Below are 24,850 nucleotides of genomic sequence, written 5' to 3'. Positions count from 1 at the left end.
TGTGGCGTCCCATCCCTGCCCAAACTTTCAGCAACCATGTTTGGTTCCTGTTTGTAGGTCTTAGCGGTGGCACAGGGCGATTGACCGGCGTTTTGAAGGCGACTTCATGTCATTCGTATGGTCTTGGCGTATGGTCCCGGCGTATTGTTCGGACGAGGGTGCATGGGTTGCTGCGCTTGACCTTGACGCCTCCGAGGTCCACATGCCGACGATGGAAAAGCCGTTCTGGAAAACCAAGACGCTGGAGGCGATGACCCCGGCCGAGTGGGAATCGCTCTGCGACGGCTGTGGCAAATGCTGCCTGTCCAAACTCGAAGACGAGGACACCGGAGATATCTACTGGACCAGCGTCGGCTGCCGGCTGTTCGACGCTGGAAGCTGCCGCTGCTCCGATTATACCAACCGGCTGGCGCGTGTTCCGGATTGCGTCGGGCTGACGCCGCAGAATGTGCGCACCATCAGCTGGCTGCCCAAGACCTGCGCTTACCGGTTGGTTGCCGAGGGCCGCGATCTCTATTGGTGGCACAGGCTGGTGTCGGGAAGCGACGAGACTGTGCACGAGGCCGGCATCTCGATGCGCGGCCGGGTCAGCGCCAGCGAGACGGAGCTTGCCGAGCCGGAGGATTATTTCGACCATATGCTTGCAGACGAGCCTTAGGATTTACTCCGGAATCTAGGACCCAGAACCGACAGCAAAACGGACGTTGCCTATCCGCCCATGCCGGTCCACCCTATGTAGGACCGCCGTCCATAGCACCGGTTCCGGAAGCGAGAGACTATCCCGGTTCTGCCGCATGAACCGGAGATGAACGGCCGGTTCGCAAAAAATTCAGACAGGCGGGTGCATTCTCCTCCCATCGGTTCGACGAAAACGGGTGGAAACCCTCAAACAAGGAGAGAAGACAATGTTCAACACCATCAAGACGGCGGCTCTTTCGGCTCTTGTCGGCCTTGGCACGCTTGCTGCCATCCCAGCCCATGCAGACAGTATCTATCTCGGCTTCGGCAACAACCAAGATCCGCGCGTCGGCGTCTATACCGGCGACGAAGATGATGGTTACTATCGCGAACACCGCCGTGAGCGCAACTGGCGCCGCTCCTGTTCGCCCGAGCGTGCCCTCGACAAGGCCGAACGTATGGGCCTGCGCCGCGCCCGCATCGTCGACATCAACCGCCGCACGGTCAAGGTCGCTGGCCGCCAGTACGGCGACCGCGTGGTGATCGTATTCGCCAACGAGCGCGGTTGTCCGATTATCTATCGCTAAGCCCGTCGAAGCTTTGCGGCCGGCGTCTTTCAGCCGGTAAAGTAGCGGAGCCTCTTTCCGCCAGGACGGAAAGGTGCGGCTCGAAAACCCCGGAGGATCGGTCCTCCGGGGTTTTTTATGCGCTGCGATCGACGATCACTTCAGTTCGAAAGTCACCGTCACCTGCGCGGTATAGGAATTCTCGCCGGCCTGCACGGGGACCGATGCGCCGGCCGCATCGAAAGCCTTGGCGTTGATTGGCATCGGCGGCGGTGTGAAATTCTGGTCGGTGATTTCCAGAACCCGGCCGATGCCGACGCCGGCCGCTTCGGCCAGCGTCTTGGCCTTGGCCATGGCATTGGCGACGGCCTTCTTGCGCGCTTCAGTGACGGCTGCCGCCGGATCGTCGTTGGAGAAGGAGATGCCGCCGCCCTGGTTGACGCCGAGCGACACCGCCTTGTCGAGAATGTCGCCGGTCTTGTCGATGTCGCGGATGCGCACCGAAAGCGTGTTGGTCACCTGATAGGCGACAAGTTCGGCCTCCTGGCTGCCGTCGGGCTTGTTGGTGTAGTTATAGCGCGGGTTGATCTGGATGCCCGCGGTCTGCAGGTCGCGCTCCTTGATGCCGGACGATTTCATTGCCGCGATCACCGCGGCCATGGCGTCGTTATTGGCATCGAGCGCGGCACGCGCCGTCTTGGCCTCGCGCATGACGCTGAGCGTCAGCAGAGCCAGATCGGGTGCTATCGCCGCCTCGCCTTCGCCGGTGACGACGATGCGCGGCGGCGGCGGCGAATCGGCGGCGCCGGCGATCGCCGGAAATGCGATTGCGGCGGCAATCGCCAGTGGCAAAATACGTCTGGTCATGAAATCTCCTCGATCTGCGATCCCAAGACTGCCGAGTGTCGAGCGGCTCCAATGGGGGACGTGCAATAGGTTATCAATATGGGCTGATTTGGGCGGTCTCGGCCAGCCCCCTCGGAAAGCCGCTCTGAAAGCCTTGTGCGGTTCAGGGAAAAACACTAATCCAACGCCGTGGGGCCTGTAGCTCAATGGTTAGAGCCGGCGGCTCATAACCGCTTGGTTGGGGGTTCGAGTCCCTCCGGGCCCACCATTGGCCTTTGTGGCCGTTGATTTAATTGGATTTTTTGGCCATTTTTGTCCCACCTCTTTCAACCCCCTCAGAAAGTGGGACAATTTTGTTCTCTTTTCGATCGATAACCAGCAGGTATTTCGCCGCTCTCGCTACCTTCCGGCGACGCGCTTTCTTGATGTAGTGGTCGGGCTGCTGGTACGTAGTCCACCCATATATCGCCTTCAGCTGCTCGTGCGTCGCGCCGTTCTCAGCGGCGATCGTCGCGCCGGCCTTGCGAATTCCATGAGCACTGCAGTGCGGCAGCTCAGCTTGATCACACCACTGGCGCATCTTGTTGCCCAGACCGTTCTCCGAGAACGGGCGACCATACTCATTGACCAGGAAGGTCATCTGGTCGGAGGGCGTGTGCTCAAGTTCCGCCTCTAGTTCGGGCAGAAGCGGGAGCTCCACCAACACCGCATCCTTGTTACGACTGGTCTTCCCAGGCTTAATTCTGATCCACTTCTCCCACTGCTCGGTCTCCTCGTTGTAGACGAGCGTGATGTGCTGTCGACCGAAGATCGCGACGTCGGACAACCGCAGGCCAGTAAACATGAAGATCGAGAGCGCACGTCTGGCTGCGGTACCCAGCGGATGCCGCTTCTCATATTGAACGATCTCCGACACGTCCCATGGGTGCCAGCCGTCGCCGCTCTTTAGCCGTCTGATGCCGCGGGCGGGATTGGAGTCGACGCCCGGAATCTCTGTGTCCTTTGCCCACTCAAACATCGCGCTGATGGCTTTTACGATATTGTTTGCCGCGCCAAGGGCGTCGAGCCTGGTGTCCCTGATCTCCTTAACATGAGACCGTTTCATACCGGCGAATGGCAGAGATCCCTTGGTGGGATACTGAGGATCCGGGTCACCTTCGAGGGGATGAGGTAATTCGCATACGCGCTCCAGAATTGCTCGTCGGCGCGCCATAGTGTCTTGGGTGATTTCCGTGCCGCCCCGACGGTAATACTCCTGGCAAAGCCACAGCAACGTGCCTTTCTTCGCTGGCTCGGAAGGCTTGGGGAGGCGCCGGCAAATCTCGGGAAGAGTGCCGGGCCGAACATAAGTGACCTCGGCGCGCGCGCACCGCAGTTCCTCGAGGAACTCGTCGCTGCCGGTCGGTTCACGGAGCCGGACCTTCTTCCGACCCGGTGCGCGAAAATAGTACCGATCATTGCCGTGGCGATCAGTGTCCTTCACTACGCCCTTAAGATCGACCTTCACGGGCTCATCCGTCATGTTCGTGGTTTTCGATCCCAAGGATTGTCTAGTGGCGGCGAATCTTCGTCAAGCTTTGGTGCTCCTCCGATTTGGCGGTGAGGGAGCTTTCGAAACGCCAATACAAGTTCCTCGACGTCCCAAACAATGCGCCCCTTGCTCGGCATTCGTGGCTGCGGCATCCGGCCGTCCTGGACCATTTCATCAAAGGTCGTTGAGCTTACGCCGATGAACGTCGCAGCCTGCTCGCGATTGATTCCTACCGGCGGGAGCGAGGGCGGCAAGACGCTCGGGGTGCGCAGCATCGGTTTAGTGCGTTGAAAGCGCGTCTTTGGCGCCTGCCTGTCTTTCTATGCACCTGTCCGAATATTGCAGACGCTCAATCATGTCCTGGCCCTGTGCTTGCAGGCTCACCTAGGTCTCCAGACCTAGGATCGCTCAAGACACCGGACTCTTTTCCAGCCTTTGTGTACGATGATGGGTATCTTAATGCGCTCGAGGCCAAGAACTGAATGGGCAGCGACTTGCAAGGGCAAAATGACCGCGGAACCACGTATCTGAGTCAGAGGCGCAATCCAACTGAGGAACGCATGGTTGTGTTTTCAGACGGTTATGATTCTCATGCATGCGTAACAACCAACAAGAATACCAACAAAATATTTCTGTGGATCACTTTCATTCCTCATGGAATGCGCGACTGATTTGGTCCGACAGCGGCTTCACAAAATAAGAAAGCGCCGTACGCTCGCCCGTCTGGATCATCGCTTCGGCCGGCATGCCGGGCACGAGCGTCAGGTCCTTGAGCTTCGTCAGTTCCGCATGCGGAACCGACAGACGCACCAGGTAATACGAAACGCCGTTTTTTTCGTCCGTCGCCAGATCGGCTGCGATCCGGCTGACATATCCGTTCAATACCGGCGTGGTCCTCAGATTGAAGGCTGACATCCGCAGCACGGCCTTGTGACCAAGCTGGATTTGGTCGATGTCCTTCGGGGTGATTCGTGCTTCAAGCGCAAGATCGTCGCCTTCCGGCACGATTAGCATAATCGGATCGGCGGGCGTGATCACTCCTCCGACAGTATGAACTGCGAGTTGTTGAATGGCGCCTGACTGCGGCGCGACAATTTCGATCCGTCGCAGTTCCTGTTCAGCCGCCACCTTGCGCTCAACATACTCCCCAACCTGCGCCTGAACCTCTCTGAGCTCTTGGCCGACTTCCGTCTTGAAATCCGGATCGATCTGCAGGATCTGCAGGCGCGTTTCGGCTATGCGGGCTGCCCTCTGTGCCTGTTGTGCAATCTTCTCACCGCGTTCGCCGCCGAAAGTGGCAACCTGCGTCTTCAGACTGTTCAAGCGTTGGTCCGAGACAATGCCTTGGACGCGCAGCCCACTCAGGGCAGCAATTTCCTTTTGGAGGATCTCGGTGCTTTTCTCACAGGCGATTTCCTGCGCCTTGAGCCCCTCGATCTCGTGCTCATATTGAGTGATGCGTTCCGCTAGCTGCGCCTGCCTTCCGTCGCGGGATTGTCTGCGGAATTCGAACAGCCGCGTCTCGCCATGTACTGCCGAAGCTACGTCCGGAACATCTCTGCGGGCGAGCAGCCAGTCCGGGAAGGCGATCTCCGCCAGATCGTCACGCTCAGCTTCGAGTCGTGCCAGGTTGGCGGCCAGCTCATCGAGCCGCTTGGTGACTACAGCGAGAGTGGCGCGCGTCTGGGTGGCGTCGAGCCGCATGAGGATGTCGCCGGCTTTTACTTTATCACCTTCGCTCACCAGGATTTCTCCCACCACCCCGCCGGTCGGGTGCTGCACCTTCTTCACATAGGAATCGACGACAAAGTGTCCGGACGCGACAACCGCGCCGGACAGATTCGTGAAGGCCGCCCAGGCTCCGGCTCCTCCCACAAAGATCACGCTCGCCAGCAGGCCCGCCACCAGATGCCGGCGAATGGACCTGGAAACGTCATTGTTCTGATGAATGCCGGACACCGGGATCCTCCATGTCAGCGCGCTCGTTATCCTGTGTAGGCTCGATGGCCTTGACCCCAGCGCCTGATGCCATCGCTGCCCCCTTAAGGACTTTGGAAAGCGCTTCATCACGCGCACCGAATGCTCGCTGCCGTCCACCTTCCATCACCAACACCAAATCCACGGCGCGGATGGCGCTCGGCCGATGGGCAACGACAACCGCAATGCCCTTGCGCTCGCGCACGGAGGCGATCGCCTTAACGACCGCAGCCTCGCCTTCCGCATCGAGATTGGCATTGGGTTCATCGAGCACAACAAGGAAAGGGTCTCGATAAAGGGCACGGGCAAGACCGACACGCTGGCGCTGCCCGGCGGAAAGTGCCGATCCGGCCTCACCAATCGGGGTTTCGTAGCCGTGCTCAAATCGGAGGATCAGTTCGTGCGTGCCCGCTGCCTTCGCCGCGGCGACAATAGCCTCAGGGTCAGGATCGTCTTCAAAACGAGCGATGTTTTCGGCAATGGTGCCGTCGAATAGTTCAACACCTTGCGGCAGATAGCCGATATGACGGCCTAGCGCTTCCCGGTCCCATTGATCGAGGCTTGCGCTGTCGATGCGAACCTTTCCGGCGACCGGCGCCCATGCGCCGACGATGGCGCGCGAGAGTGTCGACTTGCCCGAACCCGATGCACCGATGATCCCGAGTGCGCTTCCCGCCTGAACGGCAAACGCAAGGCCGGTCACGGTCGGCTTCCTTTCGCCGGGCGGAACGATTGTCACGCCTTCGAGGCGGAGTTCGCGTTCAGGTGCAGGCATTGGCATAACAGGAGCGGTTTCAGGAACCTTTCCCAGGAGGTCCTCCAGCCGCGCCCAACCCTGGCGCGCCATGAGGAAGGGTTTCCAGCTTGAAATGGCCAGATCGACCGGAGCCAGCGCACGCCCCATCATGATCGAACTTGCAATCATGACCCCGGCCGTAGCCTCCTGCCTGATCACAAGGTACGCGCCGACGGCAAGAATGGCCGATTGCAGCAGCACGCGCAGCGACTTTGAAATGGCACCCAGCCCACCTGCCACGTCCCCGGCTTTCCGGCTGGCGGCCAGATACTTGGCATTGGCCGTGTGCCATCGGGCAGCGATCCGCCTTCCGAGACCGAGAGCTTGCACGACCTCGGCATTGCAACGCGCTGCTTGCAGTAGACCATTTCGTGCCATGTTGTGGGCAATGGTATCGCGTATCGGTTGTTGCGAGAGAGTGTTGGCAAGAAGTGTCAGAGATGTGAGACCGATCGCCCCGATAAGGGCCGTCATGCCGATCCAGAAATGAAAGAGGAAGCAAATGGCAAGATAAAGCAGCATCCATGGCAGATCGAAGAACGCTGTCGGACCGTTTCCACCTAAGAATCCGCGAATATTGTCGAGATCGCGAAGCGGCTGCAAGCCGTCGCCCGGCATGCGCGTTAAAAGCGGAAGGCGAACGATCGCATCGTGAACGCGTCCGGAAAACTGTTCATCGAAACGCTCGCCAATCCGCAGCAGCACGCGGGCGCGCAAAACGTCGAGCAGGCATTGGAACGCATAAAGCCCTGCAGCAAGCACGACGAGCCCCACTAGCGTCGATACGCTGCCACTTGCCAGAACGCGGTCGTAGACCTGAAGCATGAACAGCGGCGAGATCAGCGCAAGCACGTTGACCACGCCGCTGATCAACAGAATTCCCCAAATAGCGGAACTCAGAGGGAAAGGTCTCAAAGCTGAATCCTTCAAGGAATGGTTACTCACGTAGGTCTCCGTGAGGATCTGGCGACCCAGCTCCCTATATTGCTCCCCGAGCGGCAACCGACTGCATCCGCGCGCTGATTCAGGATCAGTGCTCCCGCCGAATGTTTGGTTTGGCATCTAATGGAGCGGGTCAACAACAACACCGTCCGGCTGAAGGTTTGGAAGGGCAACGTCATCGTGGCCGGCCGCAAGGGCCCGAACAGGCTTCCGCCTCCACGCCTTCAGGGAGATTTCGGTGTACGACCAGCGCGACGTGCAGGGCTTCGTCAAGCTGTACACGCTGCGACTGCTCCCGGGCGCCCCGGCCCATCGCAAGTAGCGGAAACGGAAAGCGCCCGCCCCCGGGGGGCGGGGCGCTGTTCCGTATGGGTTTTCTGGATCAAACGAAGGTGAAGTCCGACGCGGTCAGGCCTAGGTCGGCCACGGTGACCACACCGCCCAGGTGGACGAATTCATGCGCGTTGTTGTCGGCGGTGACATAGGCCAGAGTTGCGACTCTGTCGGTGTAGCTGCTTTGGTAGACAATGATGTCGCCGGCGTGCTCGCCGGAGATCGCACTCGCGGCTTCAGAAGCAGAGTTGAAAGATTCGCCAGTGATTACCACGACGTGTTCGCCGTTCGCACCTGAGGCCGCACCACTGTAGAAGCTGCTCACCGGGTAGCCGGACTGTATGCTGGCGTTGTTGACGAAGTTCGCGCCAAAACCGTCATTGTAGAGGCCCACCGCATCGAAGGCGAACTTGTCCTCCGCCGGGTTGAAATCGGTGATAGTGGTAATGTCCGACTTCGACCCGACAACCCCAGGCACCGGATTGTGGAACTGGAACACGAACGTGTCACTGTCGGTGCCCCCGGTCAACGTGTCCTGGCCGTCACCCACGTAGAGGACATCCTGGCCGGGACCGCCGCTGAGCCTGTCATTGTCCTCACCGGAGACGCGCGGGTTGAAGCGGCCGTTGTCGCCGGAGAGATCGTCCCAGCCATCTCCGCCGAAGATGCGGTCGTTACCCTTGCCGCCGATGAGTCGGTCACTGTCCGGGCCACCCGAGATCTCGTCGTTGCCGCCACGACCGTCAATCCAGTCACCGCCCTGGAAACCCTCCATCCAATCGTCAAGCTCGGTGCCGATGAGTGTTTCGGCACCCGGGCCACCCTCGATAATCTTTGCCATCGAAAATACTCCTAATGATGCACCCTGCCTGACGCGTTCATATTGCTCATCGGATAATTAGAGAAATCGATTGCTTGGATAGACACACATTTACGAAATGGATGCATTCACGTTCACTTCGCCCTTCTGCTGAGCAGTTGCGGGCTCGCTGGCGGCGGGGACGCTGGTCGCCCAAGCAATCGATCTGAAGATTCGACACTCAAACCACCAGGACAACACTTCGTAACGGGGCCGACCTGGTTCGGCCCCAAACTTCTCTCTGTTTGCTCGACGCCGGCATACCCGCACCGTAAGCGCTGGACGAGGACAAGTTCCGCTGGCCGCGGGTGGAGAACGGCGTGATCCGGCTTGCCGCGCGGAACTGATGGCGCTCGTCGAAGGCATGGACTGGCGCGTTTGAGCCGAACGGAGACGGCGTCCGACGTCGGCCGGATAGGCCGTGGCGAAGTGACTCAGGCGCAAAAGGCGGGCCTCAGGCCGTGCAAAATAAGCTCCTGTCGGCGTCATGACGAGAAGCGCTTCGGCCCGTCCCCACGAAATCGATCCGCTCAAGGCGATGTTCGTCGCCATGGCGGCGGAGAAGGCCGAACTGCAACAACTCCGGAGCGAAACACTCAAGGCCGAGATCGTCCGGATGGCGACACTCAACGAGCGTGCCCAGGAGAAGATCGCCGACCTTCATGGGATCATCAAGCAGCTGGAGCGCGCCGCTTCGGTCGCAGCTCCGAGAAGCTCGAACGTGCCCAGCAGGCCTTCGCCTTCGAAATCCAGACCGGGCTCGGCGCGATTGAGTCCGAGCTCGAGGCCGCAAGACCGACAGGCGAGCCGCGACGTGCTGCGCGACCGCGCAAGGCGTTCCCGGCGCATCTGGAGCGGGTCGAGATCGTCATCCAGCCCGAGCCATGGGGGAAGAAGCGCTCCCGCAGCCAATTGTCCGGTCCGTCAAACGCGGTCGGCCGCACAGGCTTGCGAAACGGAACAGTCCCGCCATCGCTTAGATACCGAGGCACCGTGTTGCGCGCGCACCCGAATTCCTTCGCCCGTCGGTTCATTCCCCAGCCAAGCTCATGCAGCCGCAGCATCGTTGCCACCTCTTCAGGCTGAAGGATCTGCTCTCCCTGCATCGTTCTCGACAATGCAGGAATCGCCCAATCCCAATCGCCATCCATGCCTCCTCTCATAACCGAGGGGTCGTCGGCCGACAACTGAGACGTCCGGTGCTCTTAGGCGGGGTAATCATACGAGATGCCTCCTGCAACATCATTTCCCGCATCCATAGGCTTGCCGGATCATTATTGTGAAGCGCAGGCCATTGGACGGCCTCCGTGAATGCGGCAGGAAGTGGCGGCGGAAGTTCGACAATCCGCAGGGGTGTTAATTTTGCGAAATGCTGCGCCAGCCGTAAGGGCATTGTCCCGATGCGGTTGGTGCCTGATAGAAGGGGCGGGATCATGCTAAAGCCCTGTACGACGACCTCGATACGTCTCTCGAAACCGTTCTCGAGCAAATACCATTCCTCGATGGAGGGCTGCCGGGTGTCCCCGAATTTAAGCACAACCTGCCCCATCGACAAGTATCGGTCGAATGTAAGTGGCTCTGACAGCTGCTTGTTCGTGCCGCAGCCTACGCACACGAGCATATCTTCGAACAGGGCTGCGCGAGGATGTTTCGACATGAACACTTCCGGCATAATCAGAAAATCAACGTCGCCGCGCCGGAGAAGCTCCTCGGGGTCGTCGGAAATAAGCAGACATTCGAAGCGGACGGCGGGAGCTTCCCGCGCAGCACGCTTTACGATCTTCTTAAAAAATACGAGCGTGAGGTAATCGGAAAGGATGATGCGGAAGCGACGATCCGATCGGGCCGGGTTAAAGGCGTCCCAGGAAATAATCGACAGCTGGATGTGCAGCAATGCCTCCCGGACTGCTGTGGCGAGCCCCTCCGCGCGCGGTGTCAAAATGAGTTCGCGGCCGTTCATCGTAAATAGCTCATCGCTGAAATAGGCGCGTAACCGACCGACGGCGGCGCTCATGGCCGGCTGACTCAGGTTAATACTGCGGGCCGCGGCGGTGACTTTACGCTCCCTGATCAAAGCGTCCAGCACAACCAGGAGATTTAGATCGAGTCCCTTAAAACGCATGTATTGACCTATCCGACGCGTGGATGGGTATCGCCCAAAGAATCAATTTTACGAATGGTGAGTAGCGTCAACGCATCAGCCGACGACGAAATAGAGCAACCGATAGGAAGAACGGCAAAACCGTGTATATGCAAAGCGCGCCGATATGCAGGCCCATGCTGCCGGCCGGACGGCCAAGCATCGCCGGACGAATGAGGTCAATTGCATGTGCGAGCGGCAACAAGGAGGCGACGTCCTGAAAAGCGCCGGGCAATTGGTTGACCGGAAACATCGCGCCGCAAAGGAACAGCATGGGTGTTATAACAAGCGTATTATAAAATATGAAATATTCATAACTGGGCGCAAGCGCCGTGACGACCATCGCTAGACTCGCGAAGGCGAGGCCACTGAGAGCGATTACTGGCAGCAAGCAGAGGATGGATGGCCACGATGTGTAGCCGAGCGTGGTGGCAACAACAGTGATTGCTGTGCCCGCCATCAGGGCCTTGGTGGCTGCCCACGCCAATTCGCCGAGTAAGATATCGCCAAGCGTCAGCTGAGTGCATAACATTCCTTCCCAGGTGCGCTGGTTGTCCATGCGGCCGAAACTCCCGTAAACCGTTTCAGCAGTCGCCGATGCCATCGCGCTTGTGGCAACCATGCCAGCCGCGAGAAACGCAATGTACGAAGTGCCCTCAACAGGACCTATCATTGTTCCGATGCCAAAGCCGAGACCGAACAGATAGATCATCGGATCGGCGAGGTTGCCGAGAACCGATGCAAGCCCGATTTTCTTCCATCCAAGATAGTTGCGGCGCCAAACCGCGACCCAATTCCACGCATTGGCGGGCATGGCCGCCGCATAACGTTCGCCCATTGTTCAGTCCTCCATCTCGCGCCCGGTTAGCCGCAAAAACACATCCTCGAGATTGGGGGGACGCTGCAGAAGGCGTAGACCCGCGCGCCCGCGTAGCTGCACCAGCACCTGCTCCGGATCGGGTGCATAGCAAAAAAGCGTCTCACCGCTCACCTCGATGCGCTGTGCGTACGGCCGGATCAGCGCACCCAGTTCATGCGGATTGCCGCCGTAGACCTCGACCACGTCACAGCCGATCTGCTCGTCAATGAGTGCGGACGGGCGGCCTTCGGCGATCTTGCGCCCCTCCTCCATAACGCACAGCCGATCGCACAGCCGCTCGGCCTCTTCCATGAAATGGGTAGTCAAAAGAATAGTCTTGCCCCGCGCCAGCAGCGATCGCAGCCGTTCCCAGATCAGGTGGCGGGCCTGCGGATCGAGGCCGGTGGTCGGCTCGTCCATCACCAGCAAGTGCGGGTCATTGATCAGCGCACGCGCGAGCGTCAGGCGCCGCTTCATGCCGCCCGACAGTTCGGCGACGCGCGCATCCGCTTTGTTCTCGAGGCGGGCGAACTCAAGCAGCGACGGTATGACCGCTTCGATCTGGCGTCTGCTCATCCGGAAGTAGCGCCCGAACACCAACAGGTTCTCGCGTACAGTGAACGCGGTATCAAGATTGTCGAACTGCGGGACCACGCCGATGCGCATACGTGCCAAACGCGCGCGCGCCGGCACTGGAGCGCCGAGCACAGTAATCTTCCCCGCATCAGGCGATGTCATGCCGAGGACCATACGCGCAATCGTGCTTTTGCCCGCACCGTTCGGTCCCAAGAGCCCGAAGCATTCCCCCGCCGCAACGCGGAACGACAGTCTGTCGACAACGAGCTTGTCATAAGTTTTGCTTACGTCAGTAAGATCGATCGCTACCATGGACATGGGTTCATTTTACCGAGAGGGACGCCAAGACTGGCGGTTGCTTGGTTGCCTGCCGGACCTGAAACTGTGACTCGTCTTCGCCATCCCAGCCGTCGATAACGAACTGATCGACATCACAAGGATTTAGCCCGTGTTCCGCCAAAGCGGCGACAATTGCGTCGAGATTATCGATGGTTTGATAACGCGGATTGTTGTGCCGCTTTTCCTGCTCAACGCAGAAGACGAGCCGTCCATCCTCGACAAGGGCGATCGCCCCATCATGGGTCAGCTTGGTACCACAGATGCGCATAGTGTCTCCACGTTAACGGCATAGATTCGATTCATCAGGAAGCGGAAAGCGGGTTCCGGAAACGGACGAGCAAGCAGTCTTCGTTGACCGACTCGCCCCGACACTCAAGACGCTCTACCTCGATCAACGTTTCGTTCAGCATGGCGATGACCGGCTCAGCACCAGCGGCGTGACCCCAGCGACGGCAATTAGCATCCCTTGCCGATCCGAAGATCAGATGCCCGCCTGGCGCAAGCACCCGCACCAGGTTTTTGACGGCCGCGCGCATCTCGGCTATGTCTTCGAGGTAGTATAGGACCTCCGCCACAACGATCAGGTCAAACAACTCGTCGGTCGAAAACTGTTGAACATCGGAGACTATCCAGTTGATGCGCGACGGCTCCTTTATCCGTTGACGTGCTCGAGCAATCGCTTGCGCCACGACATCGATGACGGTGAGCCCTTGGCAGTAGGGAGCTAGTTTTTCCGTGAATGCGCCGGCAGCGCACCCGACTTCGAGGGCATTTGTAATGGAGCCTTGGGCAAGCGCCAGCTGGAGCATTTGCGTGTGGCGCTCCCGCTCGAACGGATTGCCGTCGAGGCGCCACGGATCGTCTGCGGCCAATTCCCGATCGAGCAACTGATGATTCATGTTCTGGGTCAAACTCGTCCACCTCTCGTCCACCTAGGTAATTAGCGATCGCTCGTCGCCGCAGATGTTGCTCGACAGCGCTAATCCCGAAGAATCCGCGCAAGATTGAGCCTGCGAAGCGGAGCCGCATGCGGTGAGAATTCTGCCCTGCTTGATCCAGTGATCGGAGTTTGGGTGGGGGCCTGTTTTCCCCCAGTGTTCGATGTAGCGACAGCAGAGCTTCGCGACAGCCAATCGCTATTGCTCAATGTACACAGCGCGTAGGCCTTCAAGGGAAGTAAGAGAAAGATGTTGATGAACGTGTGCAGGGAAAAGCCCAGAAATCGAAACTGTCGAGCACGAAATGCTACCACGCTGCATCGGAGCATGGTCATGGACACAATCATCAGTCCTGTCCACCAAGGCACAGTGCCTGTCAGTGCGAAATGTGCGAGGCCCGTTAGTACCGATAGGGCGAGGAGTAGCGGCCCGAGATTCTGTCCGACCACGTCCAACGTGAGATAGCTATTGAGGCCGGGCAGCAAGCGCAGCCCAAGCAGCGTGTCCCGGAATGTGCTTCGTGCCCAACGGAGTTGTTGGCGCAGATACGGTCCGAGTCTGTTCGGAACGACTGTGGCCGCGATGGCGCCCGGAACGTACTCGGTTCGAAAGCCTGCTTTCAGCATGAGGATAGTGAGATGGCGATCCTCCCCGAAGTCGCTTGGCTTGCCCCGAAAAAATTGCGACTCGTACTGGTCCAGTAACAAAAGGAGCGCAGACCGGCGGTACATGGCACATGGGCCGCAACAGCACATAACGGCACCGAAGCGAGCCTGTGCCGCGCGCTCCTCGTTGCAAGCCAGCCAGTACTCCATGTCTATCAGCCTTGTCAGCCAGCTCTCGCTCCGGTTACTGGCAATCAACTGACCCATGACTGCGCCGACCGCTGGATCTCGCATCTTCGGTACAAGCTTGGTGATGACGTCGGACGCGAGTATCGTGTCTGAATCAACGTTAAGCACCAAATCCCCGGATGAGCGGCGTATCGCGGCGATCTGCGCCTTGCGCTTTCCAACATTCTCGGGAAGCAAAATGATGTCGAACCTAGGGTCGCGCGCGTAGGTTTCGTGGACAGTTCCTACGGCTTCGCGATTTCCAGAACCGTCATCAACCACATAGACCCGAAGTCTTCCGGCGTATTCTTGGTCTGCAATGGAAGCCAGGCACTCTGAAAGCGTGCGCGGATCCTCGTTGAAGCAGGGGACGATGACATCCACGCTGGGCAGTTGATCGGAGCCGACGAGATCCTCCAACGCCGATGAGTCGTTTGTCGGCAGAGCATAAATCCCCTGCATGCTCTTATAAGCAGTCGAGAGCAGTGCATAAAGCGAAATGGCCACAGTGCTGGTTGTACCAAGAAGAGTCATGGGATCTCGTTTGTTCAGTGATGTTGAGGAAGTGAGCGGATTACAAATCCGCGCTCATGAAGTGCTGGAATCAGACGGGACAGCGCCGTGACCGTCTGGTCACGCAGACCAGCGTGAGCGCCCTGGCTCAACTCGCCGGGAGGGCATCCGTCGTGCAAGAGTACGATTGCGCCCGGCCGGACAGAGGCGAGCACGGTATCGATAATCGCGTCGACCCCAGGGCGAGACCAATCTCGAGGGTCGACGGACCAATGGAGGGCCGTCAGCCCGGCGATCTGTGACGCTGTGAAGACTTCTTCGCTCCAGGCGCCGTAGGGCGCGCGAATATAGCGCACCGAGGCCTGAGGGCACGCCCTCATGATGGCGCCGTTCGCTTCAAAGATCTCACGTTGCACTTCGCCGAAGCCGCATTTGTACAGATCCGGATGAGTCATCGTGTGGTTGCCTAGCTCGTGCCCTTCTGCAAACATTCGTTGGATTAGATCCGGGTGCTCTAAGGCGTAGGCGCCGATGACGAAGAAAGTCGCCGGCACCCGCTGCTCTGCCAACACATCCAGAATCTCCGGTGTGAAAAGTGGATTGGGACCGTCGTCAAACGTCAGATAAACGCCGCGACGGCCGGTGCCGTCAGAGCACTCACGGCGCACTTCGTACAAGCAATCGGGACGGCTCATAGCTCTGGTCCGTTCCGATCGATCATCGTGCCCGTGGGCCATTCGCTGATCGGCCGTCCAACTGGCAGAACAATGGTGAGTGCGTCATCGATGCGTGTGGGCGGCAGGTCGAGGCGCGCCTCTGGTCGGGTGGAGCGCACGCGAATTCCCGACAAAACGGCCAAAGGGCTGTATCGCCGCCCGAACCTCTCAACATGATTCCGCAGCGCGTCCCGGACGGTTCCGAAAGCGAATGGAACGCCAAGCTCCTGCAGTATTGGAAGCATGACATGGATTGAATGGGCGATTCCGAGACCCTCAAGATCCGGACGTACCCCGTACAGGCCCAGCTCAGCCACCAACAGATCGACCGCGTCAACCTTGATGAAACGGCGCAGTATGCCCATGTGAGCCGCTACACCGCTCGAATCATAGGCGATTACGCGGAGTTCAGGCCTGGCTCCGGCCCAGCTTCGACTACCTTCGAACGGTTCTGCGTTGGACGCCCCAGTCGGCCCGTAGGTATTACGAAAGAACTGGGCGAGCTCGACGTGGTCCGAGAGCTGCAACTCGTTTTCCCAGCACAATTTCCACTGCACCTGAGGGCGCATTCAGGACCTCTCTTCAAAATAGTTTCTTGCGGGCCGCATTAAACCGGCCAAAGCGGCGGCGTTGTTGGCTGCACTCAACCGTTGTCGTTAGCGAAGGTGAGCCAGCCGGTGGGGCTCGCCAGTGAGCTCTCTCGATGTTCCCGCCCGTGTCGCGGCGCCGTCGATTTGAGCTTGACGTCGGTCATTTACGTTCCTCTAATGCATGGTTCGTAAATTCGTAAAATTGATTGTTTAGATGATGCCCATCCACACGCTGGATAGATCAGGATATGCGGTTTAAGGGGCTGGATCTGAATCTCCTCGTTGTGCTGGACGCTCTGATCAGGGAGCGTAAAGTCACTGCCGCGGCCAACAGTATTAACCTGAGCCAGCCGGCCATGAGCGCCGCCGTCGCTCGGTTACGCGCCTACTTCAGCAATGAGCTATTTACGATGAACGGCCGCGAGCTCATTTTGACACCGCGCGCGGAGGGGCTTGCCCCAGCAGTCCGGGACGCATTGCTGCACATCCAGCTATCGATTATTTCCTCCGACGCCTTTAACCCAGCCCAATCGGATCGTCTCTTCCGAATCATGCTTTCCGATTACCTCACGCTCGTGCTTTTTAAGAGGATCGTAGAGCGTACTGCGCGGGAAGCTCCCGCCGTCCGCTTCGAATGTCTGCCTATTTGCGACGACCCCGAGGAGCTTCTCCGGCGCGGCGACGTTGATTTTCTGATTATGCCGGAAGTGTTCATGTCGAAACATCCTCGCGCAGCCCTGTTCGAAGATATGCTCGTATGCGTAGGCTGCGGCACGAACAAGCAGCTGTCAGAGCCACTTACATTCGAGCGATACTTGTCGATGGGGCATGTCGTGCTCAAATTCAGGCACACCCGGCAGCCCACCATGGAGGAGTGGTATTTGCTCGAGCACGGTTTCGAGAGACGTATCGAGGTCGTCGTACAGGGCTTTAGCCTGATCGCGCCCGTCCTATCAGGCACCAACCGCATCGGGACCATGCCCTTACGGCTGGCGCAGCATTTCGCAAAAACAACACCCCTGCGGATTGTCGGACTTCCGCCGCCACTTCCTCATCCCAAATTCACGGAGGCCGTCCAATGGCCCGCGCTTCACAATACTGATCCGGCAAGCCTGTGGATGCGGGAAATGATGTTGCAGGAGGCATCTCGCCTGGCGCCTTTGCTTGAAAGCTATTGAGCGTCTCGGGCACGACCATCCGACCTTGCAGTTTAAACACCGCCCGCAAGAATATGTCATTAATCAGCATGTTAGGCGCGCTCCGGCGCGTGTTACCGCTACGTTTTGGGGTGATCTCAGGCGAGTTGTTCGTCGAGGTTGTGTGGCAGAGCGATGCCAGCTGCCTTCAAGACGTTGCCCACTTTGGCCGTGACGTGGTGGTGACGGCGCGAGCATCCTTTCGATGGTGGCTTCCTGGAGGCGGTCGCGATCGCGTAGGAGCGGTTGCCATTCGGGCGCCAGGCCTTTGGCCCGGCAGAGCGGCGCAGTTCCTTGCTGAGTACGAGGGCTAGGAACGAGCAGAACACATGCCCGGGTTGGTACTGAATTGACTGCCGCCTCCGATTTCGCGTGCGAAGTCCCAGAAGATGTTTAGCTCCACTCAAATGCCAACTTTGCCGGCTTGCCGCGGCTTTTCACGCGCGGCCAGGCGAGGAGATGCCGGTCGACGAGGTCGATCCCAATGGACTGTGCCAGCCTCGCTCGGCTACTGGCGTGAGGCATCCTGGACGACACCGCCCTGCACCGACAACGTCGAGATGTTGGCAATGAAGCCGGTCGCGGTCGACACTGCGGATGTAGGGAATTTACCTCGCGCTTCCGCCTGAACGCGTGGCCGATCCGTTCACCCAATCGGCGCTTCATCCTGGGCCGCGGCTGAGGCCGTGGGGTGCGGCTACCCCGCGTGGATGGGATCATCAATCAACTTTCTCTCATTTATGAAAGGAAACTCCCCGCTTACGATAGAATCCATCAGCTTCATATATTTTCCGGCAGATGGATGTCGAACGGCAGAAATGTCTGTCCTGGTGTTTCAGCAGTGCCGGTCTCGATAGCCCGCGTCATCAGCGTTATCAGCTCCTGGGAAAGCCGGCGCATTGGCGTGGCGACCGCCATCGTGATGATGTTATCTGCGAGTGCCGCCCGAGATTCCGGCGTGATTTCATTCACGATCGCGACGAGATCGCGACTTTTACCCTCTTCCCGGACCGCGGAGATGGCGCCCTCCATGCCGCCGCCGGCGACATAGAAGCCGACGAGCTCGGGTTCCCGCTGCATGAGATCAAGCGTTGCCTCGTAGGTGACCTGCCGTTTCTCCAGGTTCACAAGCGGATCGAGCACCTCGAACGTCGGCGCGTTCTCACGGCAATAGGAGCGAAAGCCGACGTCACGGAGCTCGTGCCCCTGGAAACGATGGCTGCCGACAAACACCGCCACCTTGCCGGGCCGTTTTGCGACCTTGGACACCATCCAAGCGGCCGTGCGCCCCACCTTGCGGTTGTTGAGGCCGATATAGCCCTGTCGCACGCCGGCGGCGAAGTCGGAAAGCAGCGAGAAAACCGGAATGCCTTTGGCCTTGAGGTCCTCAACCGCTGCTGTAATTTTCGGGTGGTCCGGTGCCACCATCGCGATCGCATGGCAGCGTGCGCCCAAATCCTTGAGCGGTGCGATTAGGTCGCTCGGCATATGTGACGGGGCGAATTGGATGAGCGGAATGCCGTGGAAGGACTGGGCCAAATTGACCGACGCTTCGACCTCGCGCGCAAAGTCTTGGTAGAAATGCTGGGCCGGTTTTCTCAAGATGAAGCCCAGACGGTAGCACGGTAGGTCTCGCCGCAAGCGCTGCTTGATGAGCCCGGCAGCATGATAGCCGATCGCGTGGGCGGCGTCGTGGACCCGCCGCGCGGTCTCCTCGCGCACCGGATGGCGGGCGTTCAGAACCCGATCGACCGTTGCTACGCTGACTCGGGCTTCGCGGGCGAGATCGGCAATTGTGGGGCGCTTGGTCATGGGTCCTATTCTGATTGGTTTTTGACGCAGGCTGGCTCTCTGTCACCTAGCGCGATTCGACAATGCTTTCGGGTGGGCAAAGTGAAGACGCCCGCATACTGAATGATCGACAGCGTATTGGACTACTCCAGACGTAGACCGGCCGGGTATAACGGAAGGTTCATTCGCTTAGGGCGGCGATGATTTGCACTCACACATTTAGCGCTTCTGATACATGGTCCGTGAGGCGCCGTTTAGAGCCTGCGAGTCGATCGTTCAGGTCATGTGACCAGCTTGGCGAAACCGGTCGCGGTGCGTCGCCCTTACTCGGCGGAGGATAGCCGGTTTGATGCCTCGGCAAGCTGATGACCGCAGAAGGCGGCTTTCATCTGCGCTTGGTCCAATTCTCCTTCCCAGCGGGCGACGACGAGGGATGCCACTGCGTTACCAACGCAATTAGTCAACGCCCGGCATTCGGACATGAAGCGGTCGATGCCGAGTATCAGTGCCATCCCAGCAACGGGAACACTCGGAACTACGGCGAGCGTAGCAGCCAGGGTGATGAAGCCCGCACCTGTGACACCTGCAGCGCCCTTGGAGGAAAGCATCGCCACGAGCAGCAGCAGCACCTGATCGCCGATTGACAGGTCCGTGTTCGTCGCCTGCGCGATGAAGAGGGCCGCCAGGGTCATGTAGATATTCGTGCCGTCCAGATTGAACGAATATCCGGCCGGGATGACGAGACCCACAACCGAACGCCTGGCGCCCGCCTTCTCCATCTTCTGCATGAGCGAGGGGAGCGCGGCCTCCGAGGAGGACGTTGCGAGCACAAGCAGCAGCTCTTCCTTGATGTAGCGAATGAGAGAAAAGATCGAAAAGCCGTTGTAGCGGCAGACCGCGCCGAGAACCCCGAACACGAAAAGAAAGGCGGTGAAATAGAACGTCGCGACCAGCATCGCGAGGTTCACGACCGAACCGATGCCATATTTGCCGATCGTGAAGGCCATTGCGCCGAAAGCGCCGATCGGCGCGGCCTTCATCAGAATGCCAACGAGCTTGAAGACAGGCGCGATGAGCGCCTGAAGGAAGGAGACGACAGGCTTGCCCGTCTCTCCGGCCGTCGCCAGCGCCATGCCGAACAGAACCGAGAAGAACAGGACCTGCAGGATGTCGCCTTCCGCGAAGGCACCGACAATCGTTGGCGGGATGATGTTCATCAGGAAGCCGGTGACCGACTGCTCGTGGGCCTTTGCGGCATAGGTATTCACGGCCTGGACATCGAGCGAGGCCGGATCGATGTTGAGGCCGGCGCCAGGCTGGACGACATTGGCGACGATCAGGCCGACGATCAGCGCGAGCGTCGAGAAGGTGAGAAAATAGACCATTGCCTTGCCGGCGACCCGGCCGACCTTGTGAAGATCGTTCATGCCGGCAATGCCGGTCGCAATTGTCAGGAAGATGACAGGCGCGATGATCATCTTGACCAGCTTGATGAAGGCATCACCCAGCGGCTTCAGGCTCTCGCCGGTCCCCGGATAGAAATAGCCAATTGCGACGCCGAGGGCGATGGCGGCAAGCACCTGCGCGTAAAGCTTGGCATAGAAGGGTTTGCGGGGCGCGGGACTCGCGCCGCGGACCTGTGCAGCTGACACTGTTTCTCTCTCCCTGACCGGATCAAGGTGGCGTGACTTCTCCCGGGCTTCTCCCTATCGCGGCGCTCCGGTGGAACGCTGCACCAACGCCGCCGCAATACCCATGCCAAATGGATCCGCATGACCTGTGACGTTGGGCTCGCCAGTGATGGGATGAATGCGGTGGCACAAGACGGGAATGACAAGGCCGCCGTCCAGCACGCGCTTGATGTTCTCCGGCAGATTGCCGGTCGATCTCTCTGCCTTGCGGTTTTGCTGCACATCGTGGTGGGCTCCTCGGTTTGCCGACTTTGGGAAGGGCCGCATCGCTGGCACCAGAGCGGAGAATTGCCGTGTTCTTTGCCGCGCTGCCGCTGCAGCGACAGCTTGAAAGCGACGTCGAGACGTAGGGATTGACGCCGCTGGTGCTGACCGCGACGATGCGGTTCAGAAGTTCCGAGCACCGCCGAGAAAGCCGCGCTCGACCGCCAGCTTCGCGCCTTCACACGCGACGCCGCCGCCTTATCTGCGTCATCAATATCGAGGAAATGGCGGTTGCCGCGACCGACCAGTGTCGTCGGCATTGATTATCGCTCCCGCCCCTGGTTCGCAGGCGCTGGTCAATGGCACGGCCCGGCATTTTATACTCGGCGCGGTCAGCCGCTCGGGCACCGCATCGCCGGCGCCGTATTTCTGTCGTTCAACATCGCCGACAAAAATTAGAACTGATGAATTGTATCATAGGCCGCGAGGTTTCCTTTCACGAATGAAAGAAAGCTCGATTGACTATCCCGCCTCGCTCCGGTCTCTTGAAAATCAACGTGTGGTTGCCCCCGTGCAAGCCGAGAACGTGGCCAAGCTTCGTGGAGGGAGAGCCAAGCGATGCGTCAGGGGTCGACCCGCTTTGCACTCGACCACACGGCGGTGGCACGAGTTCACGTCAGAGCATTTTCGCGCTTGCCCGCGACGTCGCGGGCGCACATGCCGCCGGCATGCATTTCACGGCGCGAGATCGAGGATCACATGCACCACAACATTCCCAAATCAGAACAAAATGCCAGCGAGTGCCGCATTTCGCTTCCGGATGCGAAAAGGGGCTACCCAAAGTCCGAGACGAACACCGCGGTCCCTTTTGTGCCATCGCACGAGCACGCGCTTATCGGCATCTTCGAAATATCGAAAGTACTCACCGACCCCGCCCGGCTCGAAGTCACGTTGGCCAAGGTCGTCGATCTCCTGCCCTCGTTTGTGCAGATGCGGCACGGCATCATCGCTGTCTTCGACGCTGAGGGCGTACTGGACATCACCGTAGTCACCGGCTGCGACGAGAACAGCGATGAGCGCTCCCGGATGCGCCTGCCGCGCAAGGCAATCGATCTGATTGTGACGACGGACACGCCGCTCGTCGCCGAGAACATAGCGGTGCATTCGGCCTTCACTGCCGCTGACATAGAGGTGCTTGGGGCCTCCGACCCCGTGTCGTTCATCGGCGTTCCCATTCGTGTTGATGGGAACGCCGTAGGCACGCTGACTATCGACCGCGCCTTGGACAGCAGGTCAACGTATCGGCTCGATTATGATGTCCGGCTGCTCACCATGATAGCCAACATGGTGGGACAGACAGTCAAGTTGCACCGCTTCTCCGCGGGCGACCGCGAACGACCGACAGAGGTGGAAGATCGGCTGCAAACGCAATTCTCTGATGTCAAGCACCCTGCACCGCAGCGCAAGAAGGTTCACGTCAAGGGAATGATTGGCGATAGTCCGGCGCTAAGCGCGCTGCTCGAGAAGATCGCAGTGGTAGCTAAGGCAAAGACCACGGTTTTGTTGCGAGGCGAATCCGGTACCGGGAAGGAGCTGGTCGCCAAGGCAATTCACGAGTTGTCGCCGCGCGCCAAGCGGCCCTTCATCAAACTCAATTGTGCAGCGCTGCCAGAGACAGTCCTGGAATCCGAATTGTTCGGTCATGAGAAGGGTGCCTTCACAAGCGCGTTCAATTCCCGCAAGGGTCGCTTTGAGCTCGCCGACAAGGGGACGTTGTTTCTGGATGAGATCGGCGAGATCTCGGCCTCCTTCCAGGCAAAGCTACTGCGCGTGCTGCAGGAGCAGGAGTTTGAGCGCGTCGGCAGCAACCAGACCATCAAGGTCGACGTTCGCGTGATTGCCGCCACGAACAGGAACCTTGAAGAGGCGGTTGCAAGGAATGAGTTCCGCGCCGACCTATATTATCGCATCAACGTGGTTCCCTTGCTGGTGCCGGCATTACGCCAAAGGCGCAGCGATATTCCGCTCCTCGCAGCTGAGTTTCTCAAGAATTTCAACGATGAGAACGGCCGTACGCTGACCTTCGATCCGCGTGCGATTGAAGTACTGATGAAATGTGAATTTCCCGGCAACATTCGCGAGCTTGAAAATTGCGTGCACCGGACAGCGATCCTGGCGGAGGGACTATCAATCGGGAGAAACGACTTTGCGTGCTCCCACGACCAATGCTTTGCCGAGGCGCTGCGGAAGAGCAGATCGGGCAAGGCCGCGCTGCAACCAGCGCCAATCCTGCCAGAGGCAGTGAATCCGGCCACGCCGCCGGATGCGGCCGCTCGTTCGGCCGCCACCACAGTCCCGCCTGCCGGAGCAACCCACTCATTGGGCGCGAGGACCACCGACGCCGAGCGCGTCATTGCTGCCATGGAAAGATGTGGCTGGGTGCAGGCAAAGGCGGCGCGCCTGCTTGGACTGACCCCGCGCCAGATTGGCTACGTGCTGAGGAAATACGGCATCGAGGTCAAGCGTCTGTGAAAGCATGACTGACTCAGGCGGATTAGCTGAGACCGCTTAGCGGCTTGGCCCGCGCAGGGATGCAGATCCGCGTCCGCGTCAAGCCGATCCGACCGAGGACAGCCTGGCCGAATTCCCGTGGCAGCCGGCGTTGCGACCATCTTGTGAAAGGCGACGCTGCCATCGTCAATCCGTCCGCCATGTTGCTCTCGTTGCGAGCTCATACGGATGCCCCTGTGCGACTGAAACGGAGATAAAATATGTCCGATGCAAAACTGCAAGCTGTGCTTTCGTCTCTTCCGCAAGGGACGCGACAGTTAGATGCTCTGCCGTCCAACGGACCGGCGCCGGACAGAAGTTTTGTCAAGCTGAATACGAATGAGAACCCGTTTCCGTTGCCGCCAATCATAATGCAAAGTGCAGTGGCGGCCCTCCAACGCCAGTATCTGTATCCGGACGACGATAACATCAGCTTGAGGGAAGCAGCGTCCAATACCTATGGCGTATCCACGGATCAGGTCATCGCAGGCAACGGGTCGTCTGAACTGCTCGGACTCATCTACAGAGCTTTCCTCGCCCCTGGCGACAAGGTGGCGATGATATCGCCAGGGTTTTCGTTCAACCGCAAACTTGCCATGTTGCATGGTGCTGAGTTTCTCGAGATCGGATGTCAAACTCATTCGCTGCCAATGGAGCAATTGCTTTCCGGTCCGGCAAAAGACGCCAAGTTCATTCTGGTGGCCAATCCAAACAATCCGACCGGAACATTCCTCTCGATAAGCAATATCGAACGCCTCGTGGCACAATCGGATCGCCTGGTCGTCCTTGATGAGGCCTACGTCGACTTTGCACCCGATCACGGGCTGCGCCTCATCAACCGTTATTCGAACCTTCTGATCTTGAGAACATTTTCGAAGAGCTATGCCGCCGCCGGCATTCGCGTCGGTTTCGGTTTCGGTCACCCTGAGATTATTGGCAGGCTGCGCAACATCCAGAACGTCTTCAACATGAACGTGATCGGGCATGCGGTTGGTATCAGCGTGCTTGCGCATCGCGGCGCCTACGCAGAGAACCACAAGCACATCAGACATGAACGACAGCGAGTGACAGCCGCACTGTCGCAACTTGGATTTTCCGTAACGCCCTCCCACGCAAATTTCTTGCTAGCCCGTGTGCCAGCGGGACAGGACGGCTCATGGTGGCAAGCAGCCTTGGAAAGGCAAAAGATACTCGTTGCCTACTTTCCGGACAATGGTTTGGAACATTGCATCCGCGTCAGCATCGGCACAAAAGAGCAATTGGATGCATTTCTTGCTGCCGCTCGCGATATAGTTGGAAGCTTAAACATACCAAGCACCACGGGCAGGGGAGCGTCAGGCTCTGCCCGTTCGGTACGCTGACGCTAATCCGATATCACACATTGCT

The 24,850-nt window shown here is 59.1% G+C and carries 21 protein-coding genes, 1 tRNA gene and 4 pseudogenes; 7 read left to right on the top strand and 19 right to left on the bottom strand.

The window, feature by feature from the left end; translation table 11 throughout:
- Nucleotides 1–211 precede the first annotated feature (211 nt).
- Entirely contained in the window at nt 212–658 is a 447-nt protein-coding gene (locus NKH71_RS04000) for a YcgN family cysteine cluster protein (protein WP_023719321.1), read from the top strand.
- Between the two features lie 247 nt (nt 659–905).
- On the top strand, nt 906–1,265 hold the full coding sequence (locus NKH71_RS03995) for a hypothetical protein (RefSeq protein WP_023719320.1): 360 nt from the start codon (nt 906–908) through the stop codon (nt 1,263–1,265).
- A 135-nt stretch (nt 1,266–1,400) separates the two neighbouring features.
- Here NKH71_RS03995 and NKH71_RS03990 read toward each other — a convergent pair whose 3' ends face one another.
- Complete coding sequence (locus NKH71_RS03990) at nt 1,401–2,111, bottom strand: SIMPL domain-containing protein (RefSeq protein WP_352894516.1); 711 nt, start codon at nt 2,109–2,111, stop codon at nt 1,401–1,403.
- Nucleotides 2,112–2,282: 171 nt separating this feature from the next.
- Between NKH71_RS03990 and NKH71_RS03985 the strand changes: the two genes are divergently transcribed.
- Nucleotides 2,283–2,358: transfer RNA gene (locus NKH71_RS03985), tRNA-Ile, on the top strand.
- Between the two features lie 21 nt (nt 2,359–2,379).
- Here the strand turns inward: NKH71_RS03985 and NKH71_RS03980 are convergent.
- The 5 genes from NKH71_RS03980 to NKH71_RS03960 all read right to left on the bottom strand — a co-directional run bounded on the left by NKH71_RS03980 (nt 2,380) and on the right by NKH71_RS03960 (nt 9,192).
- Complete coding sequence (locus tag NKH71_RS03980; RefSeq protein WP_352715572.1) at nt 2,380–3,597, bottom strand: tyrosine-type recombinase/integrase; 1,218 nt, start codon at nt 3,595–3,597, stop codon at nt 2,380–2,382.
- A gap of 669 nt (nt 3,598–4,266) precedes the next feature.
- Nucleotides 4,267–5,580 carry an HlyD family type I secretion periplasmic adaptor subunit gene (locus NKH71_RS03975; RefSeq protein WP_352894515.1) on the bottom strand — a complete coding sequence of 438 codons (1,314 nt, stop codon included), beginning with the start codon at nt 5,578–5,580 and terminating at the stop codon, nt 4,267–4,269.
- Entirely contained in the window at nt 5,555–7,324 is a 1,770-nt protein-coding gene (locus NKH71_RS03970) for a type I secretion system permease/ATPase (RefSeq protein ID WP_352894671.1), read from the bottom strand. Before NKH71_RS03970 ends, NKH71_RS03975 begins: the two co-directional genes overlap by 26 nt.
- A 394-nt stretch (nt 7,325–7,718) precedes the next feature.
- Nucleotides 7,719–8,510: a calcium-binding protein gene (locus NKH71_RS03965; protein WP_352483785.1), complete on the bottom strand. Its 792-nt coding sequence runs from the start codon at nt 8,508–8,510 to the stop codon at nt 7,719–7,721.
- A gap of 472 nt (nt 8,511–8,982) precedes the next feature.
- Nucleotides 8,983–9,192, bottom strand: a complete 210-nt coding sequence (locus NKH71_RS03960) for a hypothetical protein (protein WP_352811373.1) — start codon at nt 9,190–9,192, stop codon at nt 8,983–8,985.
- Nucleotides 9,193–9,272: 80 nt separating this feature from the next.
- Between NKH71_RS03960 and NKH71_RS03955 the strand changes: the two are divergent.
- Nucleotides 9,273–9,335, top strand: a pseudogene (locus tag NKH71_RS03955) (hypothetical protein); the annotation flags it as partial.
- A gap of 77 nt (nt 9,336–9,412) precedes the next feature.
- Here NKH71_RS03955 and NKH71_RS03950 read toward each other — a convergent pair.
- From NKH71_RS03950 to NKH71_RS03910, 9 genes and pseudogenes are all read right to left on the bottom strand, one after another.
- Nucleotides 9,413–9,679 (bottom strand): annotated as a pseudogene (locus NKH71_RS03950) (helix-turn-helix domain-containing protein); the annotation flags it as partial.
- A gap of 8 nt (nt 9,680–9,687) precedes the next feature.
- Nucleotides 9,688–10,650, bottom strand: coding sequence for a LysR family transcriptional regulator (locus NKH71_RS03945; protein WP_352516375.1), 963 nt, complete (start codon nt 10,648–10,650; stop codon nt 9,688–9,690).
- A 67-nt stretch (nt 10,651–10,717) separates the two neighbouring features.
- The gene (locus NKH71_RS03940; protein WP_023719312.1) at nt 10,718–11,506 is read right to left on the bottom strand and encodes an ABC transporter permease; all 789 of its coding nucleotides are present in this window, start codon (nt 11,504–11,506) and stop codon (nt 10,718–10,720) included.
- Nucleotides 11,507–11,509: 3 nt separating this feature from the next.
- Nucleotides 11,510–12,421 (bottom strand): nodulation factor ABC transporter ATP-binding protein NodI, encoded by a 912-nt coding sequence (gene nodI / locus NKH71_RS03935; protein WP_023719311.1) that lies wholly within the window; start codon nt 12,419–12,421, stop codon nt 11,510–11,512.
- Nucleotides 12,422–12,464: 43 nt separating this feature from the next.
- Nucleotides 12,465–12,710: pseudogene (locus tag NKH71_RS03930) on the bottom strand (carbamoyltransferase N-terminal domain-containing protein); the annotation flags it as partial.
- 34 nt (nt 12,711–12,744) lie between these two features.
- Nucleotides 12,745–13,341, bottom strand: a complete 597-nt coding sequence (gene nodS, locus NKH71_RS03925; RefSeq protein WP_352450799.1) for a nodulation methyltransferase NodS — start codon at nt 13,339–13,341, stop codon at nt 12,745–12,747.
- 80 nt (nt 13,342–13,421) lie between these two features.
- Nucleotides 13,422–14,747: a chitooligosaccharide synthase NodC gene (gene nodC / locus NKH71_RS03920; RefSeq protein ID WP_352466667.1), complete on the bottom strand. Its 1,326-nt coding sequence runs from the start codon at nt 14,745–14,747 to the stop codon at nt 13,422–13,424.
- 14 nt (nt 14,748–14,761) lie between these two features.
- The gene (gene nodB / locus NKH71_RS03915) at nt 14,762–15,421 is read right to left on the bottom strand and encodes a chitooligosaccharide deacetylase NodB (protein WP_352894512.1); all 660 of its coding nucleotides are present in this window, start codon (nt 15,419–15,421) and stop codon (nt 14,762–14,764) included.
- Nucleotides 15,418–16,011, bottom strand: a complete 594-nt coding sequence (locus tag NKH71_RS03910; RefSeq protein ID WP_352802842.1) for a NodA family N-acyltransferase — start codon at nt 16,009–16,011, stop codon at nt 15,418–15,420. The genes nodB and NKH71_RS03910 overlap by 4 nt, the downstream gene beginning before the upstream one ends.
- A 269-nt stretch (nt 16,012–16,280) precedes the next feature.
- Here NKH71_RS03910 and NKH71_RS03905 point away from each other — a divergent pair, with 269 nt between their 5' ends.
- Nucleotides 16,281–17,210, top strand: a complete 930-nt coding sequence (locus NKH71_RS03905) for a LysR family transcriptional regulator (RefSeq protein ID WP_352894510.1) — start codon at nt 16,281–16,283, stop codon at nt 17,208–17,210.
- Nucleotides 17,211–17,326: 116 nt separating this feature from the next.
- Here NKH71_RS03905 and NKH71_RS33375 read toward each other — a convergent pair.
- The 4 genes and pseudogenes from NKH71_RS33375 to NKH71_RS03890 form a co-directional block, all read right to left on the bottom strand.
- A pseudogene (locus NKH71_RS33375) lies at nt 17,327–17,563 on the bottom strand (IS1634 family transposase); the annotation flags it as partial.
- 445 nt (nt 17,564–18,008) lie between these two features.
- Nucleotides 18,009–19,040 (bottom strand): LacI family DNA-binding transcriptional regulator, encoded by a 1,032-nt coding sequence (locus NKH71_RS03900; RefSeq protein ID WP_023678260.1) that lies wholly within the window; start codon nt 19,038–19,040, stop codon nt 18,009–18,011.
- Nucleotides 19,041–19,342: 302 nt separating this feature from the next.
- The gene (locus NKH71_RS03895; RefSeq protein WP_352894508.1) at nt 19,343–20,671 is read right to left on the bottom strand and encodes a dicarboxylate/amino acid:cation symporter; all 1,329 of its coding nucleotides are present in this window, start codon (nt 20,669–20,671) and stop codon (nt 19,343–19,345) included.
- 54 nt (nt 20,672–20,725) lie between these two features.
- A complete protein-coding gene (locus tag NKH71_RS03890; protein WP_352894506.1) occupies nt 20,726–20,932 on the bottom strand; it encodes a hypothetical protein in 207 nt (68 codons plus the stop codon).
- A 741-nt stretch (nt 20,933–21,673) separates the two neighbouring features.
- Between NKH71_RS03890 and nifA the strand changes: the two genes are divergently transcribed.
- Complete coding sequence (nifA, locus tag NKH71_RS03885) at nt 21,674–23,446, top strand: nif-specific transcriptional activator NifA (RefSeq protein ID WP_352894504.1); 1,773 nt, start codon at nt 21,674–21,676, stop codon at nt 23,444–23,446.
- Between the two features lie 239 nt (nt 23,447–23,685).
- Nucleotides 23,686–24,825 (top strand): histidinol-phosphate transaminase, encoded by a 1,140-nt coding sequence (hisC, locus tag NKH71_RS03880; protein WP_352472406.1) that lies wholly within the window; start codon nt 23,686–23,688, stop codon nt 24,823–24,825.
- The last annotated feature ends 25 nt before the right edge of the window (nt 24,826–24,850 follow it).

The organism is Mesorhizobium sp. M0983 (genome assembly GCF_040318975.1).
Lineage (GTDB): Bacteria > Pseudomonadota > Alphaproteobacteria > Rhizobiales > Rhizobiaceae > Mesorhizobium.
The sequence above is the reverse complement of the archived record's forward strand: the minus strand, read 5'-3'. Positions and strand labels throughout refer to the sequence as shown.

What these genes read in the sequence shown, in the direction of transcription:
- NKH71_RS04000 (WP_023719321.1), top strand. Translation starts at nt 212, where the DNA reads ATGGAAAAGCCGTTCTGGAAAACCAAGACGCTGGAGGCGATGACCCCG.
- NKH71_RS03995 (WP_023719320.1), top strand. Translation starts at nt 906, where the DNA reads ATGTTCAACACCATCAAGACGGCGGCTCTTTCGGCTCTTGTCGGCCTT.
- NKH71_RS03990 (WP_352894516.1), bottom strand. Translation starts at nt 2,111, where the DNA reads ATGACCAGACGTATTTTGCCACTGGCGATTGCCGCCGCAATCGCATTT.
- NKH71_RS03965 (WP_352483785.1), bottom strand. Translation starts at nt 8,510, where the DNA reads ATGGCAAAGATTATCGAGGGTGGCCCGGGTGCCGAAACACTCATCGGC.
- NKH71_RS03960 (WP_352811373.1), bottom strand. Translation starts at nt 9,192, where the DNA reads ATGAAGGTCGGCGATCTTCTCCTGGGCACGCTCGTTGAGTGTCGCCAT.
- NKH71_RS03945 (WP_352516375.1), bottom strand. Translation starts at nt 10,650, where the DNA reads ATGCGTTTTAAGGGACTCGATCTAAATCTCCTGGTTGTGCTGGACGCT.
- NKH71_RS03940 (WP_023719312.1), bottom strand. Translation starts at nt 11,506, where the DNA reads ATGGGCGAACGTTATGCGGCGGCCATGCCCGCCAATGCGTGGAATTGG.
- nodI (WP_023719311.1), bottom strand. Translation starts at nt 12,421, where the DNA reads ATGTCCATGGTAGCGATCGATCTTACTGACGTAAGCAAAACTTATGAC.
- nodS (WP_352450799.1), bottom strand. Translation starts at nt 13,341, where the DNA reads ATGAATCATCAGTTGCTCGATCGGGAATTGGCCGCAGACGATCCGTGG.
- nodC (WP_352466667.1), bottom strand. Translation starts at nt 14,747, where the DNA reads ATGACTCTTCTTGGTACAACCAGCACTGTGGCCATTTCGCTTTATGCA.
- nodB (WP_352894512.1), bottom strand. Translation starts at nt 15,421, where the DNA reads ATGAGCCGTCCCGATTGCTTGTACGAAGTGCGCCGTGAGTGCTCTGAC.
- NKH71_RS03910 (WP_352802842.1), bottom strand. Translation starts at nt 16,011, where the DNA reads ATGCGCCCTCAGGTGCAGTGGAAATTGTGCTGGGAAAACGAGTTGCAG.
- NKH71_RS03905 (WP_352894510.1), top strand. Translation starts at nt 16,281, where the DNA reads ATGCGGTTTAAGGGGCTGGATCTGAATCTCCTCGTTGTGCTGGACGCT.
- NKH71_RS03900 (WP_023678260.1), bottom strand. Translation starts at nt 19,040, where the DNA reads ATGACCAAGCGCCCCACAATTGCCGATCTCGCCCGCGAAGCCCGAGTC.
- nifA (WP_352894504.1), top strand. Translation starts at nt 21,674, where the DNA reads ATGCACCACAACATTCCCAAATCAGAACAAAATGCCAGCGAGTGCCGC.
- hisC (WP_352472406.1), top strand. Translation starts at nt 23,686, where the DNA reads ATGTCCGATGCAAAACTGCAAGCTGTGCTTTCGTCTCTTCCGCAAGGG.